Origin of the sequence: Sulfitobacter sp. SBS6, from assembly GCF_048285585.1 — a bacterium.
GTDB classification, from domain to species: Bacteria; Pseudomonadota; Alphaproteobacteria; order Rhodobacterales; family Rhodobacteraceae; genus Sulfitobacter; species Sulfitobacter pontiacus.
Map to the genome: position 1 here is coordinate 486492 of NZ_JBLWBA010000005.1, position 14600 is coordinate 501091.

The window sequence follows — 14600 nt, forward strand, 5'->3', positions numbered from 1 at the left end:
GCGGCTTTTTCATGTCTGGCGGATCGGCTTTGCGTGGGCCGCGCTTAAAGCGCCAGCGCCTCGCGGATCCGTGCCAGGATCGCGCGCAGGGCATCGGGATTTTCACCGGCGGTGACCAGCCCTTGCTTCAGCAGCGCTTTTTGCGTGGCGGGCAGATCAGAGGTGTCGATCATGGTTTGCACCTTTTCCAGATCAAAGCCATCGACGGTGGTCAACTGCTCTGGCGTATTGGCATCGGCGGTGACGTCGGCCTGAACTTCTGTATCGGCTGCAGCCCCCGCATCTGTGCTCGCCTGTGCATCTGTCGCGGCCACGGCGGCGGCTTCTTCCTCTTGAACCGCTGCGGCGTCTGCCTCGGCTTGCGGGTCAGCGGCGGGTGCCGTGCCCGCTTGCGTGGTGCTGGCGGCATCGCTCGCCTCTGCATCGCTGGCAGCCATGGCATCGGCCTCTGCGCTGGTGGAAACCTCCGCGTTGCCTTCTGCGGTATCATTCGCCGCTTGCGTTGCATCCTCGGCGATCTGCTTGCCCGCGTTCATGGCATCCTCGCCCGCCTCGGCCGCGGCATCGGCCACATCCTCGGCCGCTTCCGACAGCGCGTCGGCTGCGGTATTCGCGGCCTCGGTGGTGGCTTCTACCGCCTCGGTCACTGCGCCCTCTGTCGCCTCGACAGCGTCGCCCACAGCTTCGGTCGCACTTTCCAGCGCGGCGGGAGCATTGACGGCATCCGACGCATCGGTCGCAATCTCCTGGACCGACCGGCCCGAATACAACATGTACGCGCCAAGCGCGATCACCCCTGCGATGACAATCCAGATGAGGTTTTTCATGATGCTGTGGTTCCTTTGAACTTTGTTAATCCCCTGCTGCACATACTATATGCCAACACATAGCGTCAAATGCGCGATACGCTGCTTCCCCTTGGGTAAATCCCCCAAAAATACGCGGTTTTACCCTGTATATGCGCCATTTTGCGACTTGAAGAAGACCATGAGCAGGTTTACCTTCCGTGCTCGACATCAGTACAACAATCAAAGGACGACCATCATCGCTCGCAGACCGCATAACGCGCCGCCGCAAAGAGACACCGGCCCGCGCATCAACGAAAACATCCGCGCCAACGAAATCCGCCTGATCGGTGCGGATGGGGAAAACGTCGGCGTCGTGACACCGGATCGCGCCATGGAAATGGCTGTTGATGCCGGACTTGATCTGGTCGAGATTTCGCCCAATGCCAACCCGCCCGTGTGCAAGATCATGGACTTTGGCAAATTCAAGTATGAGACGCAAAAGCGTGAAGCCGAAGCGCGCAAGAAGCAAAAGATCATCGAGATCAAAGAGGTCAAGTTCCGCCCGAACACCGATACCAATGACTATGACGTCAAGATGCGTAACGTGTTCAAGTTCCTCGACAATGGGGACAAGGTAAAGATCACGCTGCGGTTCCGCGGCCGTGAGATGGCCCACCAGAACCTTGGCCGCGAGCTGCTTGAACGCGTTGCCGAAGACACCAAAGAAGTTGGCCGCGTTGAAAACTTCCCGAAGATGGAAGGCCGCCAGATGGTCATGCTCATCGGGCCGCTGCCAAGCAAATAATTCCGGGTCTTACAGTCCCGAGACGCAAAAAGCCCCCGCAGTTTCCTGCGGGGGCTTTTCTATGTCTTGAAGGTCGCGGTTACTGACGCAGCAGACCTGTGATGTTGCGCACAACCGCACGACGGTTGGCAGGTTCGGCGGTCTCGGTCGGTACTTTCAACGCGCTTTCACCGTAGCCTTGGGTGATCAGGTTGGCTGGCGGCACGTCAAAATACTCGGTCAGGGCCAATGCAACGGTCTCGGCACGACGGTCAGACAGCGCAAGGTTGTAGCCCGCATTGCCAACCGCATCGGTGTGCCCTTCCACAAGGATCACAGTGCGCGGATCATCCTTGATCGCATTGCTGATCGCGGTCCCGATCTTGGACAGCGCCCGGGCCTGTTCAGGCTGGATTGCAGCCGACCCTGTGGCAAAGCGCACAGCGTCCAGCTCGATCTCTGGTGCTAGGGCACGGACCTGACGGACATCACGCACCTGACGCAGCGAATACCGCTGGGCCTGATCGCCACGCAACTGCGTTTGCAACGCGGCACGCAGCGCTTCCTCGTTTTGCTGGCTGGCCAGCGTATTGGCCTGCGGACGGACCTGTGGCAGCTCGTTCACAACGATACGCTCTTCGGCTTGGGTGTCATCGAACAGCACATATTCATTGCCCTGTGGATCGACGTTGATCCGGCGCAATACGGTGCCGTCCCGACCCAGAATGGTCACGATCTTGCTGCCGTTCGGCTTGATCACAGTGGTGCGCGAAGAACCGTCGTTGAACGTCTCGCGGCGGACTTCGTCACCGGCCTGACGCACAAGCGCATCATCGTCTTTCAAAACGCGCAGATCCCCATTCGGATCTTCAACAACCAGACGGTCACCCGAGTTGCTCACGACCTTCGAGCCGTTGTTCAGGATCGACCCGACAGCCACAGCACCGATACCGACAAGCAGGGCTTTCTCGAACTTGCTCAGCCCGTCGTCGTCGTCCTTTTTGGCTTGCGTATTGGCCTCGGCAGAGGTGTCACCAGTGACGGCCGTCGAAAATTCTTCGCTCGAGGCGCGTGTGTCTTCTTCGGTGATCTCTTCTACCACTACATCGGCCTTGGCTTCACCACTGTCAGCAGCGGCGGCGGCTTCGGCAGCAGCGGCTGCATCAGCGGCGCGCTGTTCCTGACGGGCTTCTTCCGCAGCCTGTTCGGCGGCCAGATCAGCGGCGATCTGCTCTTCCGTTTGCTGCTGGGTTTCGGCCTCTGCCTGCGTTTCAGCGTCGGAAGAGCTGTCTGCCGGCACGTCGGTCTCGGCTTGGGTTTCTTCGGTCGACTCAGTCTCTGTCGGCTCGGCCTGAGCTTGCGCCTCTGCCTCTACGCCAGCATCGCTTTCAGCGGCAGGAGCATCTGCCTGTGTCTCGGCAGACTGCGCTTCAGGGCTTTCCGAGGTTTCGGCAGCCGCAGCGGCGTCTTGCTCTGCCTCCGCTTCGGCTGCGGCCTTGGCTTCAGCGTCTGCGGCGATCTGTGCGGCGACCGCATCCTCACGCTCTGCTTCGGCCTGCGCTTCGGCGGCAGCAGCTTCCTCGGCCTCGGCGGCTTGCGCGTCGGCAGCGGCCTGAGCTTCGGCGGCCTCTTGTTCAGCGGCTTGCGCGGCGGCGGCAGCTTCTGCATCGGCTGCAGCTTGCGCCTCAGCGGCTTCTGCTTCGGCTGCAGCGGCAGCGGCCTCTGCGTCGGCAGCGGCTTGCTCTTCCGCGGCGGCTTGGGCTTGCGCGGTGGCAGCGGCTTCGGCTTCGGCAGCGGCGGCAGCCTGCTCTTCCGCGGCGTCTACGGTTTCAGCGGCGGCTTCTGCATCGGGCTCGGCTTGCGCTTCGGTCTGGGCTTCCGCCTCAAGACCAAGGGCCTGCGCCAAATCGCCATCGGCACGCAATGTCATCATTTGATCCGCATCCGCCACGACACTGCCGTCAGGCAGCACGCATGGGAACACGGTTTGCTCCCCTTCGGCCACGCAGCTTTCTGTCGTCTGGGCAAAACCACCTGTGGGCAAAGCCAGCGCCAAACACATGGTCAAAGAGGTCGTCGATTTCAAAAGTTTATACATTCCTAATCCTCACGGGGTTATGGACGCCGTTCGGGCAGCGTTACGGCACAACACCGATGCTGCAAAATCGTTCCCAACCCTGCGCAAGTGATAATCATCCAGACAGCAAAAAACCGCCCCAAGGTTTCCCAAGGGGCGGTTTTCATTAAAGTATCGAGCGGTTTAGGTCAGCGCGGCAACTGCCCGTTTTGTCATCACAGCAACCAGATGCGCACGGTAGTCACCGCTGCCGTGCAGATCGCTGATCATGCCGTCACCGGGCAGGCTCAACCCCGACAGGACATCCACGGCAAAACTCCCGCTCAGCGCGGCTTCTGCATCGCTCCACCGGAAGACGCCATCCTCCGACGCCCCCGTCACCGCGACCCGCACACCGTCAGCGAATTTTGCCACAAACACGGCCACCAGCGGGAAGCGCGAGGCAGGTTGGATGAATTTCTCGTAATGCGCCTTCTCGGGGATCGGGAAACGCACTTCGGTGATGATCTCGCCCTCGTCCAGCGCGGTGGCGAACATCCCCTCAAAGAAATCATCCGCCGCGATCTCGCGCGCGTTGGTCACGATCGTCGCACCGCTGGCAAGCACCCCTGCCGGATAACAGGCCGAGGGGTCGTTATTCGCGACCGATCCGCCGATGGTGCCACGGTTGCGCACGGCCGGATCTCCGATCCGCGCGGCCAGACTTGCCAGCCCGGGGTAATGCGCCTCTGCCTCTTTGGCGACGGTCGCATGTACGGTACCCCCACCGATACACAGACGACCGTCATCGCCCATACGCACGCCGCGCATGTCCTCGATCCCGCTCAGCGACACCAGAACCGACGGCATCGCCAAGCGCGCCTTCAGCGTGGGGATCAGCGTTTGCCCGCCGCTCAGCGGTTGCGCCTCGTCCTGCCCCAATGCCGAGACCGCCTCGGCCACTGTCGCGGGTTTCACTACATCAAAATCATACATCTTGCGTCCTTCCAATCAGAGAGCGGGCCGCGGCCCCAAACGCCTCTCTTCATTTTGCCAATAAACTCCGGGGGCGCGGGGGCTGGCCCCCGCTTTCCCTTATTTTCTGCGCCAGAGGCATATAGGGGGCTGAACCCCGCACCTGCCCCAACCGTCTTATCCGTTCATCGCCGCCCAAACCCGCGCCGGTGTGACAGGCATGTCGATATGGCCGACATCCTTACCGCCCGATCGCATGGCGTCCAACACCGCATTCACCACCGCAGGCGGCGACCCGATGGCCCCTGCCTCACCGCAGCCTTTCACGCCCAGGGGGTTGTGCGTACAGGGCGTCTGGCACGAATGATCAACGGTATAGAACGGCAGATCGCTGGCCCGTGGCATCGCGTAATCCATGTAGGACGCGCTAAGCAACTGACCGTCGCTGTCATAGGCGCAATTCTCCATCAGCGCTTGCCCGATGCCTTGCGCGATCCCGCCGTGGACCTGACCGCTGACGATCATCGGGTTGACGATATTGCCAAAGTCATCCGCCGCCGCAAAACGGTCAATGGTGACATGGCCGGTTTCGGGGTCCAACTCGACCTCGCAGGCATAGGCACCGGACGGATAGGTAAAGTTCGACGGATCGTAGAAAGCCGTCTCTTCCAGACCCGGCTCGATATCCTCCAGCGGGTAGTTATGCGGCACGTAGGCAACCAGCGTCACATCCCCCCAAGCAACGGATTTATCCGTTCCTGCCACGGTAAAGGCCCCGTCTTTCAGCTCGATATCCCCTTCCGAGGCTTCCAGCAGGTGCGACGCGATCTTGGTGGCCTTGGCGATAATCTTTTCTGTGGCGCGGACCATGGCCGACCCGCCAACTGCGAGGGAGCGCGAGCCGTAGGTGCCCATCCCCATCGGGGTGTTTGCCGTGTCGCCATGCACGATCTCGACCATCTCTTCGGGGATACCGATCATCTCGGCGATCACCTGCGGGAAGGCGGTTTCATGCCCCTGCCCGTGGCTGTGGCTGCCGGTCATCACGACGAGACCGCCCGTGGCATTGACCCGCACGGTGGCGGATTCATACAGACCCGCCCGCGCGCCAAGCTGCCCCACCAGGTTCGAGGGCGCGATGCCGCACGCCTCGATATAGCAGTTCACGCCGAACCCACGCAGCTTGCCCTTGGCCTCGCTTTCCTTGCGGCGCGCGTCGAAACCGGCGAAATCGGCGATCTCTTCAAGCTTGTCCATCGTGGCCACATAATCGCCCGTGTCATATTCCACCGCGACCGGCGTGGCATAGGGGAATTCGGTGATGAAATTCTGTCGCCGCAAGGCAATCGGGTCGACCCCAAGCTCATGGGCGCATTTATCCACCAGCCGTTCCAGCTGATAGGTTGCCTCCGGCCGTCCCGCGCCGCGATAGGCATCGACGGGCACGGTATTGGTAAACACGGCCTTTACGTTCACATAGATCAGCGGCGTCTTGTAGTTGCCCGCCATCAAGGTGCCGTGCAGCCATGTGGGCACCGACGGCGCGAAGGTCGACAGATAAGCCCCCATATTCGCGTAAGTATCCGTGCGCAGCGCGGTAAAGTTATTGTCCGCGTCCAGCGCCATCTGGATCTTGGTCACATGGTCGCGCCCGTGGGCGTCGGACATGAAGGCCTCGGACCGGCTGGAGGTCCATTTTACCGGACGGTTACAGGCTTTGGCGGCAAAGGTGCAGAACGCCTCTTCCTGATAGTGGAAAATCTTGGTGCCAAAGCCGCCGCCCACATCGGGGGCCACGACGCGCAGCTTGTGTTCGGGGATGCCCAGAACAAAGGCCCCCATCAGCAGGCGGATCACATGGGGGTTCTGGCTGGTGGTGTAAAGCGTATGATCCCCTGTCCCGCGTGCATAGTCGCCGACGGCGACGCGCGGCTCCATCGGGTTGGCGACCAGACGGTTGTTGACCAGTTCCAGCGTGGTGACATGGGCTGCTTCGTCAAAGGCCTTGTCCACGGCGGCCTTGTTCTCTTCGACAAAGCCCCAATCGTAGCAGAGGTTCGAGGTCAGATCGTCATGAACCTTGGGCGCGCCTTCCTGCACGGCCTGCTTCATATCGACGACGGCGGGCAGATCGGTGATATCGACGACGATCGCCTCTGCCGCGTCGCGGGCCTGCGACAGGGTTTCCGCCACGACAGCTGCAATCGGTTCGCCTACGTGGCGGACCTTGCCTTCGGCCAGCACGGGGTGGCGCGGCTCTTGCATGGGCGCGCCATGCTTGTCCGTGACCTGCCAGCCGCAGGGGATCGACCCGACCTCGGCGAAATCGGCACCGGTAAAGATCTTCACGACCCCCGGCATCCCCTCTGCCGCGGATGTATCGACCGAATTCAGCACCCCATGGGCGATATCCGAGCGCAGAAAGAACACATGCGCCTGTCCGTGCAGGTTGATATCGTCGGTATAATTCCCCTCACCGGTCAAAAACCGGATATCCTCGCGCCGCTTGCTGCTGGCACCAATTCCGCCGTCCTTTGGCATGGTCAATTCCTCCCTATGGGGCACGGATCGGGTCCGCACCGTCGTATGTGGCTTTTGCGTTTGGCTTTATTCTTATGTCGTCAATCTATGGGTTGCTGCGGTTCCCCGTTTGCGTGGGAAAGCGCGGTTTTCAGGATGAGTGCGCCGTGTCCTCCCGCCCCTGCATCAACAGGGCCGCACGTCGCACGGTGGTTATTCGGCAGCCAGCGCGCTGACGTCCTGACCGGATGCGGCCATGATCGCCTTGACGATGTTATGGTAACCGGTGCAGCGGCAGATATTGCCGTCCAGATAGTGCCGGACCTCTGCCTCGGTCGGCTTGGGGTTGTCTTTCAGCAGCGCCGAGGCCGACATGATCATGCCCGGAGTACAAAAGCCGCATTGCAGCCCGTGGTGGTCCTGAAACGCCTGTTGGATCACTGTCAGCGATCCATCGGGGTTGGCCATGGATTCGATCGTCTTGACCTCGGCCCCGTCCGCTTCGACCGCGAGCATGGTGCAGGCCTTGACCGCCTCGCCGTTGACATGAACCACGCAGGCCCCGCACTGGCTGGTGTCGCAGCCGATATGCGTGCCGGTCAGGCTCAGGTTTTCGCGCAGGAATGACGCCAGCAACGTGCGCCCTTCGACGGCACCGGATGCAGGTTTGCCGTTCACGGTCATTTTGACCTCGGTCATGATGTTCCTCCCGTTTTATGTCATGTGTTGGGTCGAGTTAAGCACGCCAAAGGGGCGTTGAGAACAGAAATTTTTCGCATGGGTTGAACTTCGCGGGCGCGGCGCGGCGACGGGCCTTGCGTCAGGGTCGGTCAACCGCGTCTTGGTTGCGGACGGGTGGCGATCTCTTTCAGCAGGCCACCCACCCCCATGCGGGCGATATCGCGCGGGGATACCTCTATGCCGCAGATCACCCGCGACAGCACCCAATCCGCCCCATTCAACGCAGGAGAGCGCGCGCAGCCCGGCAGGCCGATCACCGGCGCATCGCCCATCTGCCCCAGAAACAGCAGATTGCCCGGATCAACCGGCATGCCAAAGCGCGAGACCTCTCCACCCGCGGCGCGCAGGGCCTGCGGGGCCACGTCATCAATGTCAGAGGTGGCAGAGCCGGTGAGGATCAGCGTCAGCGCCGTATCCGCCGCCGCAATGGCATCGCGCAGGGCGGTGACCTCATGCGGGACCATAACGACTTTTTTCAGATCCACATCCAGCGCAGAAAGCCGGTCTGCGATGGCCTTTTTCCCCTTGTCGCCCGCGCCGCCGTCAATCTCGGTGATGATCAGCGTCGCGTCCTTGATTTGCGGCGGCACCAGCCGGATCGCGCCGCGCCCCGCGTCGCAGGCGGCGGCAAGATCGCTTTGCGCGACGGCGTAAGAGATAATCTTGATCGTCGCCACCATGCCCCCCGCGGCCATCTGCTGGAACGGCGGGACCGTGGCCAGCGTGATCATCGGGTGCACGGCGTTCAACGCTTCAAGCGCGCCGACATCCAGCTGCGCCACCCCCGGCCCATCGGCCAGCAGGTTCACGCGGCCGGTAAAGGCGCGCGTCATCGTCAGATGGGGATGCGCCGCCAGCACGGCCTGCGCCACCTGTGCCGCGGCGGTGTTTTCATCCACATCCCCTGACGCGAGCTGCGCCACAATGATACGGTCGATGCCTTCTGCCCGAAGCGCGGCCAGATGGGCGGGCTCAAGCCGTAACCCCTTGCGCAAACGGCCCGAGGGCAATGCGATGGAATGGGCCAGCACGGCACCCTCGGCCTGCGCCGTGTCGATGGGGCCGAACTTCACGGTTTTCTCAGGGCTTGGATCATCTGCGACAGGATCGACACCGCGATCTCGGGCGGGCTGGCGGCCCCGATGTCCAGCCCGACGGGGCCGTTGATGCGCGCGATGTCGGCAGCGGTAAAGCCCGCCTCTTCTAGCCGTGCCACGCGGGAGGCATGGGTGCGTTTCGATCCGAGCGCCCCGATATAGAAGGCGTCGGACCGGAGTGCGATATGCAGCGCGGGGTCGTCCAGTTTGGGGTCGTGGGTCAGCAGCACAATTGCGCTGCGGGTATCGACGCCGACGGTGTCCATCGCCGCGTCCGGCCAGTCGTTGATCACCTGTGCATCGGGAAAACGCGCTTGCGATCCAAACGCCTCGCGCGGGTCGATGACCACGGCGTCAAAGCCTGCGACCTGCGCCATGGGCACCAAGGCTTGCGCGATGTGTACCGCCCCGACGATAACCAGCCGCAGCGGCGGGTTGTGGATCGCGACAAATGTATCGCCATCCTCTTCAACGCCGGAACGGTCCATGCGAAAGCGGTCGGCATAGCCGCCCGTGACCAAGCGCCCCACCCCGCCCGACAGGGGCACCTGATAGGCCACGGGCTGGCGCGCGGCGCGGGCGCGGACGAGGTCGCCCAGAACGTCAAACGGCATCGCCTTTGCGCCCACAGGTTCGACCAATACGCGAATCTTTCCGCCACAGGCCAGCCCCACGGCAAAGGCGTCGCCATCGCTGACGCCATATTCCAGCAAGCGCGGCGTGCCGTCCTCGATCGCCTCAAGCGCTTCGACCACCACGGCCCCCTCGACACACCCGCCCGAGACAGAGCCCTGCATCTCGCCATCTGCGGCGATGGCCAGCTGCGCGCCAACCCGTCGCGGGGCAGAGCCCCATGTCTCCACCACTGTGGCCAGCGCGGCCCCGCGGCCCGCTTGCGCCCATGCATAGGCGCGTTCCGGTGCGTTCTCGAAAATCTCCATGGCGGGTGGTCTCCTTACCTTGTCGCGGCGGCGACTGTTCTTATGTAGGGCGTCCCATGCCCCCGCTCAATGAGATAACGGGGAGATAACTTGCACGCCGCCCTGCACACTACTACATCTTGGGCAATGACATGCCAGACGGAGCGCCCCACACATGCCCATGCAAGCCCGCGAAATCGAAGACCTGCTGCGCGAGACCTTTCCAAACGCCAAGATCACCGTCGAAGGCAATGACGGCGTGCATATGGCCGCGATGATCATCGACGAAAGTTTCCGTGGCCAGAACCGTGTGCAACAGCAACGTGCCGTCTATGCCGCGCTCAAGGGCCGGATGGATGGATCGAACGGCGATTTGCACGCGCTGGCGCTGACAACCAAAGCGCCGGATTGATCCGGTGGACCCGATCCTGGTCCTGATCCTCAGCGTCTTGGTGCTGATCGTGGCGGTTCTGCGCGGCCTACAGGCGCTGAAACACACACGCGATACCGAACGCGGGTCAAAGCCGGGCAAGGGCTATCACGAAATTGACGCGACCTATCATTCGGGTGGCGGCGGCGGCGGACATCAGACCAACTACCGCATCCCCCGCGACCCTCAAGAATACGCGAAACGCTTTATACCAAAGGACAAATCGAAATGACCGACGCAAAGACGCAAATTCAGGAAACCATCACCGCCAACAATGTTGTGCTGTTCATGAAGGGCAACAAGACGATGCCGCAGTGCGGGTTCTCGTCCCGTGTGGCTGGCGTGTTGAACTATATGAATGTCGACTACACCGATGTGAACGTATTGGCCGACGAAGAGCTGCGTCAGGGGATCAAGGATTTCTCTGACTGGCCCACCATCCCGCAGCTTTACGTCAAAGGCGAATTCGTCGGCGGCTGTGACATCATCACCGAAATGATGCTGTCGGGCGAGCTGGACACGCTGCTGGAAGACAACGGCGTCGCCTTCGACAAGGACGCCGCTGACAAGATCCGCGAAGCCAACGGCTAACAGCTAACGGTCCGCTGATAAGAAACGGGTGCGCCTTGGATCAAGGGGCACCCGAACCGCGCCACACAGATCGGCGCGCGCCCTGCATAGAACACGTCACCGCGCCTGACACGCCGCGTAGAGCGTGACATCCTCATCCGCCGCCGCATCATGCCAGAATAGCGTCGCGGCGTCCCCCTTGGTCCACCAGACATAGCCAGAACCGTCCGAGGGCCATGCATAGCGCGCCCCTGATGCCGCGCGGGTCCGGACCAGCGTAACCATGCGGTTTTCCACATAAAGCACAGCCGTCGCCTCCCCCTGTTCCGGGGTGGTATAAGAAACCGGCACCTCGACCCCGCGCTCGCAGATATAGGTGGCGGTGACCGGCATGGCCTGCGCCAAAGCGCTGCCCCCTACCCCAAGCCACCACGCCGCCGCGGCCCCGCATGTGATAGCGCGCGGCAGGGTCACTGGGCCCCGTCTTGGGCCTTGTCTCGGGCCTTATCTTCGATCTCGCTCGCCAAGGCTTCGGCGCGGGCAGCCATTTCGGCAAGGCTGTCGGTGACGCTTTGCGGGATGACAGGCACCTCGATCCGCTCTGGCTCCACCACGACATTGCGCAGGCTTGCAAGTTCCGCGTCACGCTCTGCCAGTTCGGCGCGGGCTTCCTTGATCTTATCCTCGACGCTGGCGGTTTTATCGGCAAGCAGCAGGCCCGCCATCAACAACATCCGCGCTTCGGGCATCCGGCCCACCTGATCCGACAACACCTGCGCTTCATCGTCGAGCATCTTGGCTGCGGCGTGCAGGTAGTCTTCCTCGCCCTCCTGGCAGGAAACTTCGAATTGGCGACCGCCGATAGAGATGGAAACTTCGGGCATCAGGCAGACTCCTCGGCAGTGGGGACAAGCGGGGTAAGAACAGAGAGGATCGCGTCCGCCTCTGCCACATCGGCGCGACGGGCGGCATGCAGCGCGTCAAGCTCTGCCTGCAAGGCGGCATTGATCAGATCGGCGTCCCCCACCCCTTCGGCATTGGCTTCGCGCAGCGCAGCGCAGGCATCGGCCAGTTGCGCATTGGCGCGGCGCACCCGCTGGATTTCCAGATCAAGCTTTTCGGTCTGGGCCTGTGCCGCGGCCGCACTGTTGTTGCGCGCCTGTGCTGTGGCCAGTTCAGCCCGCAGATGCGCGGTTTCATCTTCCAGCCGCTTTTTCAGGGCAGTGACCTGTTCAGAAAGCTCTGCGTTGACAGCGCGTTCCTGCGCCAGTTCTTCCGAAAGATCGGGGACCTCCGCCTTGGCGACGGCCAGTTTGTCAGCTCCGCGCGATGCCCTTTCAAGCGCCGCCAGAATACGGCCTTGCAAGTGTTCTATGTCGCTCATCGCAGGGTTCCTCGTAAAACGTCGTATGTCAGTCGTAAAATGCAGTTTGCCAACCATCGAATCGCTGGTCAACGTGGTTTCCGCTGATCCTACCGAAACCAAAGGCGGAATACTGCCCCTTTAAGAACAATGCCTTGGCCCGGCGGAAAAGCTCTGCTGCGGGCGATGCCCTCTGGGCCTTGATCTTTGCGGGGTGGCTGGTATTGATCCGCGCAATCCCTTCTCCCCCTTATAAGGAAGCTTGCACCGTGGATCTGAACGCCCTCGCCAAAGCCCATCCCGCCCATTGGTCCAAAGCGACCGCCATTCGCGCCCTGACGTTGGACGCTGTCGCCGCCGCCAATTCCGGCCACTCGGGCATGCCGATGGGCATGGCGGATGTCGCCACTGTCTTGTTCGAAAAGCACCTGAAGTTCGACGCGTCCAACCCGCTGTGGCCTGACCGCGACCGTTTTATCCTGTCGGCCGGCCACGGGTCCATGCTGATCTATTCGCTGCTGCACCTGACCGGCTACGAGCAATTCCCCCTCGAAGAGATCAAGAACTTCCGCCAGATGGGCGCACGCACCGCGGGACACCCTGAAAACTTCCTGGCCGATGCGATTGAAACCACCACCGGCCCGCTGGGTCAGGGGATCGCGAACTCTGTCGGCTTTGCCATGGCCGAGGAAATCCAGCGCGCGCAATACGGCAAGAAGATCGTCGACCACTTCACCTATGTGATCGCGGGTGACGGCTGCCTGATGGAAGGCATCAGCCACGAGGCGATTGCCCTTGCGGGCCGCCACAAGCTGAGCAAACTGATCGTGATGTGGGACAACAACGACATCACCATCGACGGGCCGGTATCGTTGTCCGACAAAGTGGATCAGGTCGCGCGGTTCAAGGCGGCTGACTGGCACGTCATCGAGATCGACGGCCACAACCCCGACGAGATCGACGCCGCCCTGACCGAGGCACGCAAATCCGATCTGCCCACGATGATCGCCTGCAAAACGCATATCGCGCTTGGTCACGCCGCGCAGGATACCTCGAAAGGTCACGGCGCGCTGACCGATGCGGACCAGATGGCCGCCGCCAAAGCCGCCTATGGCTGGACAACCGGACCGTTCGAAGTGCCCGCCGACGTGAAATCCGCCTGGGAAGAGATCGGCAAACGCGGCGCAGACGACCGCCGCGCCTGGGAAGAGCGTTTCGACGCCATGTCGCGCACAAAGCGTGAAGAGTTCAACCGCGCGCTGGCCGGTGACGCCCCCAAGAAGCTGAGCGCGACGATCAAGGCGTTCAAAAAGCAGACGTCGGAAAACGCGCCGAAACTGGCCACCCGCGCCAGCAGCGAAAAGACGCTCGAGGTGTTGAACCCGCTCTATACCGAAACCGTGGGCGGCTCGGCTGACCTGACCGGTTCGAACAACACAAAGACCGCTGATCTGGGCGTGTTTGACGTGGACAACCGTGGTGGGCGCTACGTCTACTGGGGGATCCGCGAACACGGCATGGCCGCCGCGATGAACGGCATGGCGTTGCACGGCGGTATCCGCCCCTACGGCGGCACCTTCATGTGTTTCACCGACTACGCCCGCCCCGCCATGCGCCTTGCCGCGCTGATGCAGGTGCCAAGCGTGTTTGTCATGACCCACGACAGCATCGGTCTGGGCGAAGACGGCCCGACGCACCAACCCGTCGAACATCTGGCCATCAGCCGCGCGACACCCAACACCTATGTGTTCCGCCCCGCTGACACGGTTGAAACCGCCGAGGCCTGGGAAATCGCGCTGAGCAGCAAAAAGACACCGTCCGTGCTGTCGCTGACCCGTCAGGGCCTGCCCACCGTGCGGCTTGAGCACAAGAACAAGAACCTCACCGAACAGGGGGCCTATGTTCTGGCGGACGCCGAAGGCAAACGTCAGGTCATCCTGATCGCCACCGGCTCTGAAGTCGAGATCGCGCTGAAAGCCCGTGACCTGCTGCAAGCCGAAGGCATCGGCACACGCGTCGTGTCCATGCCCTGCATGGAGCTGTTCGCCGCCCAAGACGAAGCCTACCGCCGCCGCGTCCTCCCCGCCGGCCCCGTCCGCGTCGGCGTCGAAGCCGCCGTACGCCAAGGCTGGGACCGCTGGCTCACCGGCGAGCGTGGCAAGTGGAACAAGGCCGATTTCGTCGGCATGGACCGCTTCGGCGCCTCCGCGCCCGCGGAAGAGCTGTTCGAAAAGTTCGACATCACCCCGCAGAACGTCGCCGACAAGGCCAAAGCGCTACTGTGATCTGAGCTGTTTAGCGAGACGAGAATGGGGGGAGCATTTTGCTCCCCCTTTTTGGTTTGTGGGGGGCGCAG

At 62.3% G+C, this 14600-nt stretch carries 15 protein-coding genes; 5 read left to right on the forward strand and 10 right to left on the reverse strand.

The window, feature by feature from the left end; all coding sequences use genetic code 11:
* Window positions 1–44: 44 nt before the first annotated feature.
* Complete coding sequence (locus ACNQ62_RS05730) at window positions 45–827, reverse strand: hypothetical protein (RefSeq protein ID WP_353627815.1); 783 nt, start codon at window positions 825–827, stop codon at window positions 45–47.
* A gap of 217 nt (window positions 828–1044) precedes the next feature.
* Here ACNQ62_RS05730 and infC point away from each other — a divergent pair, with 217 nt between their 5' ends.
* Window positions 1045–1593, forward strand: coding sequence for a translation initiation factor IF-3 (infC, locus tag ACNQ62_RS05735; protein WP_037944998.1), 549 nt, complete (start codon window positions 1045–1047; stop codon window positions 1591–1593).
* A 79-nt stretch (window positions 1594–1672) separates the two neighbouring features.
* On the opposite strand, the gene ACNQ62_RS05740 is transcribed toward infC, so the two are convergent.
* The 6 genes from ACNQ62_RS05740 to ACNQ62_RS05765 all read right to left on the reverse strand — a co-directional run bounded on the left by ACNQ62_RS05740 (window position 1673) and on the right by ACNQ62_RS05765 (window position 9902).
* Entirely contained in the window at window positions 1673–3670 is a 1998-nt protein-coding gene (locus ACNQ62_RS05740) for an OmpA family protein (RefSeq protein ID WP_418094396.1), read from the reverse strand.
* A 162-nt stretch (window positions 3671–3832) separates the two neighbouring features.
* Window positions 3833–4624 carry an FAD binding domain-containing protein gene (locus ACNQ62_RS05745; RefSeq protein ID WP_418094397.1) on the reverse strand — a complete coding sequence of 264 codons (792 nt, stop codon included), beginning with the start codon at window positions 4622–4624 and terminating at the stop codon, window positions 3833–3835.
* 156 nt (window positions 4625–4780) lie between these two features.
* Complete coding sequence (locus ACNQ62_RS05750) at window positions 4781–7144, reverse strand: xanthine dehydrogenase family protein molybdopterin-binding subunit (protein WP_418094398.1); 2364 nt, start codon at window positions 7142–7144, stop codon at window positions 4781–4783.
* A 192-nt stretch (window positions 7145–7336) separates the two neighbouring features.
* Complete coding sequence (locus ACNQ62_RS05755) at window positions 7337–7822, reverse strand: (2Fe-2S)-binding protein (RefSeq protein WP_005853005.1); 486 nt, start codon at window positions 7820–7822, stop codon at window positions 7337–7339.
* Window positions 7823–7953: 131 nt separating this feature from the next.
* Window positions 7954–8937 (reverse strand): molybdopterin-binding protein, encoded by a 984-nt coding sequence (locus ACNQ62_RS05760; protein ID WP_289080814.1) that lies wholly within the window; start codon window positions 8935–8937, stop codon window positions 7954–7956.
* The gene (locus ACNQ62_RS05765; protein WP_418094399.1) at window positions 8934–9902 is read right to left on the reverse strand and encodes an XdhC family protein; all 969 of its coding nucleotides are present in this window, start codon (window positions 9900–9902) and stop codon (window positions 8934–8936) included. Before ACNQ62_RS05765 ends, ACNQ62_RS05760 begins: the two co-directional genes overlap by 4 nt.
* A gap of 154 nt (window positions 9903–10056) precedes the next feature.
* On the opposite strand from ACNQ62_RS05765, the gene ACNQ62_RS05770 reads away from it, so the two are divergent.
* From ACNQ62_RS05770 to grxD, 3 genes are read left to right on the forward strand one after another with little or no spacing between them, the layout of a single operon-like run.
* Window positions 10057–10293, forward strand: coding sequence for a BolA/IbaG family iron-sulfur metabolism protein (locus tag ACNQ62_RS05770; protein WP_005853000.1), 237 nt, complete (start codon window positions 10057–10059; stop codon window positions 10291–10293).
* Window positions 10294–10297: 4 nt separating this feature from the next.
* Entirely contained in the window at window positions 10298–10543 is a 246-nt protein-coding gene (locus tag ACNQ62_RS05775; protein ID WP_009826787.1) for a hypothetical protein, read from the forward strand.
* Entirely contained in the window at window positions 10540–10902 is a 363-nt protein-coding gene (gene grxD / locus ACNQ62_RS05780) for a Grx4 family monothiol glutaredoxin (RefSeq protein WP_005852996.1), read from the forward strand. Before ACNQ62_RS05775 ends, grxD begins: the two co-directional genes overlap by 4 nt.
* Before the next feature lie 96 nt (window positions 10903–10998).
* On the opposite strand, the gene ACNQ62_RS05785 is transcribed toward grxD, so the two are convergent.
* The 3 genes from ACNQ62_RS05785 to ACNQ62_RS05795 are packed head-to-tail and all read right to left on the reverse strand — an operon-like array spanning window position 10999 to window position 12265.
* The gene (locus tag ACNQ62_RS05785) at window positions 10999–11355 is read right to left on the reverse strand and encodes an MliC family protein (RefSeq protein WP_418094400.1); all 357 of its coding nucleotides are present in this window, start codon (window positions 11353–11355) and stop codon (window positions 10999–11001) included.
* Window positions 11352–11765, reverse strand: coding sequence for a cell division protein ZapA (locus ACNQ62_RS05790; protein WP_064216061.1), 414 nt, complete (start codon window positions 11763–11765; stop codon window positions 11352–11354). Before ACNQ62_RS05790 ends, ACNQ62_RS05785 begins: the two co-directional genes overlap by 4 nt.
* Window positions 11765–12265, reverse strand: a complete 501-nt coding sequence (locus ACNQ62_RS05795) for a hypothetical protein (RefSeq protein ID WP_009826783.1) — start codon at window positions 12263–12265, stop codon at window positions 11765–11767. The genes ACNQ62_RS05790 and ACNQ62_RS05795 overlap by 1 nt, the downstream gene beginning before the upstream one ends.
* A gap of 248 nt (window positions 12266–12513) precedes the next feature.
* Between ACNQ62_RS05795 and tkt the strand changes: the two genes are divergently transcribed.
* Complete coding sequence (gene tkt, locus ACNQ62_RS05800) at window positions 12514–14529, forward strand: transketolase (RefSeq protein ID WP_037944997.1); 2016 nt, start codon at window positions 12514–12516, stop codon at window positions 14527–14529.
* The last annotated feature ends 71 nt before the right edge of the window (window positions 14530–14600 follow it).

Coding starts and splice junctions, on each gene's coding strand:
- ACNQ62_RS05730 (WP_353627815.1), bottom strand. CDS start 827: ATGAAAAACCTCATCTGGATTGTCATCGCAGGGGTGATCGCGCTTGGC.
- ACNQ62_RS05740 (WP_418094396.1), bottom strand. CDS start 3,670: ATGTATAAACTTTTGAAATCGACGACCTCTTTGACCATGTGTTTGGCG.
- ACNQ62_RS05745 (WP_418094397.1), bottom strand. CDS start 4,624: ATGTATGATTTTGATGTAGTGAAACCCGCGACAGTGGCCGAGGCGGTC.
- ACNQ62_RS05750 (WP_418094398.1), bottom strand. CDS start 7,144: ATGCCAAAGGACGGCGGAATTGGTGCCAGCAGCAAGCGGCGCGAGGAT.
- ACNQ62_RS05755 (WP_005853005.1), bottom strand. CDS start 7,822: ATGACCGAGGTCAAAATGACCGTGAACGGCAAACCTGCATCCGGTGCC.
- ACNQ62_RS05765 (WP_418094399.1), bottom strand. CDS start 9,902: ATGGAGATTTTCGAGAACGCACCGGAACGCGCCTATGCATGGGCGCAA.
- ACNQ62_RS05770 (WP_005853000.1), top strand. CDS start 10,057: ATGCCCATGCAAGCCCGCGAAATCGAAGACCTGCTGCGCGAGACCTTT.
- grxD (WP_005852996.1), top strand. CDS start 10,540: ATGACCGACGCAAAGACGCAAATTCAGGAAACCATCACCGCCAACAAT.
- ACNQ62_RS05790 (WP_064216061.1), bottom strand. CDS start 11,765: ATGCCCGAAGTTTCCATCTCTATCGGCGGTCGCCAATTCGAAGTTTCC.
- ACNQ62_RS05795 (WP_009826783.1), bottom strand. CDS start 12,265: ATGAGCGACATAGAACACTTGCAAGGCCGTATTCTGGCGGCGCTTGAA.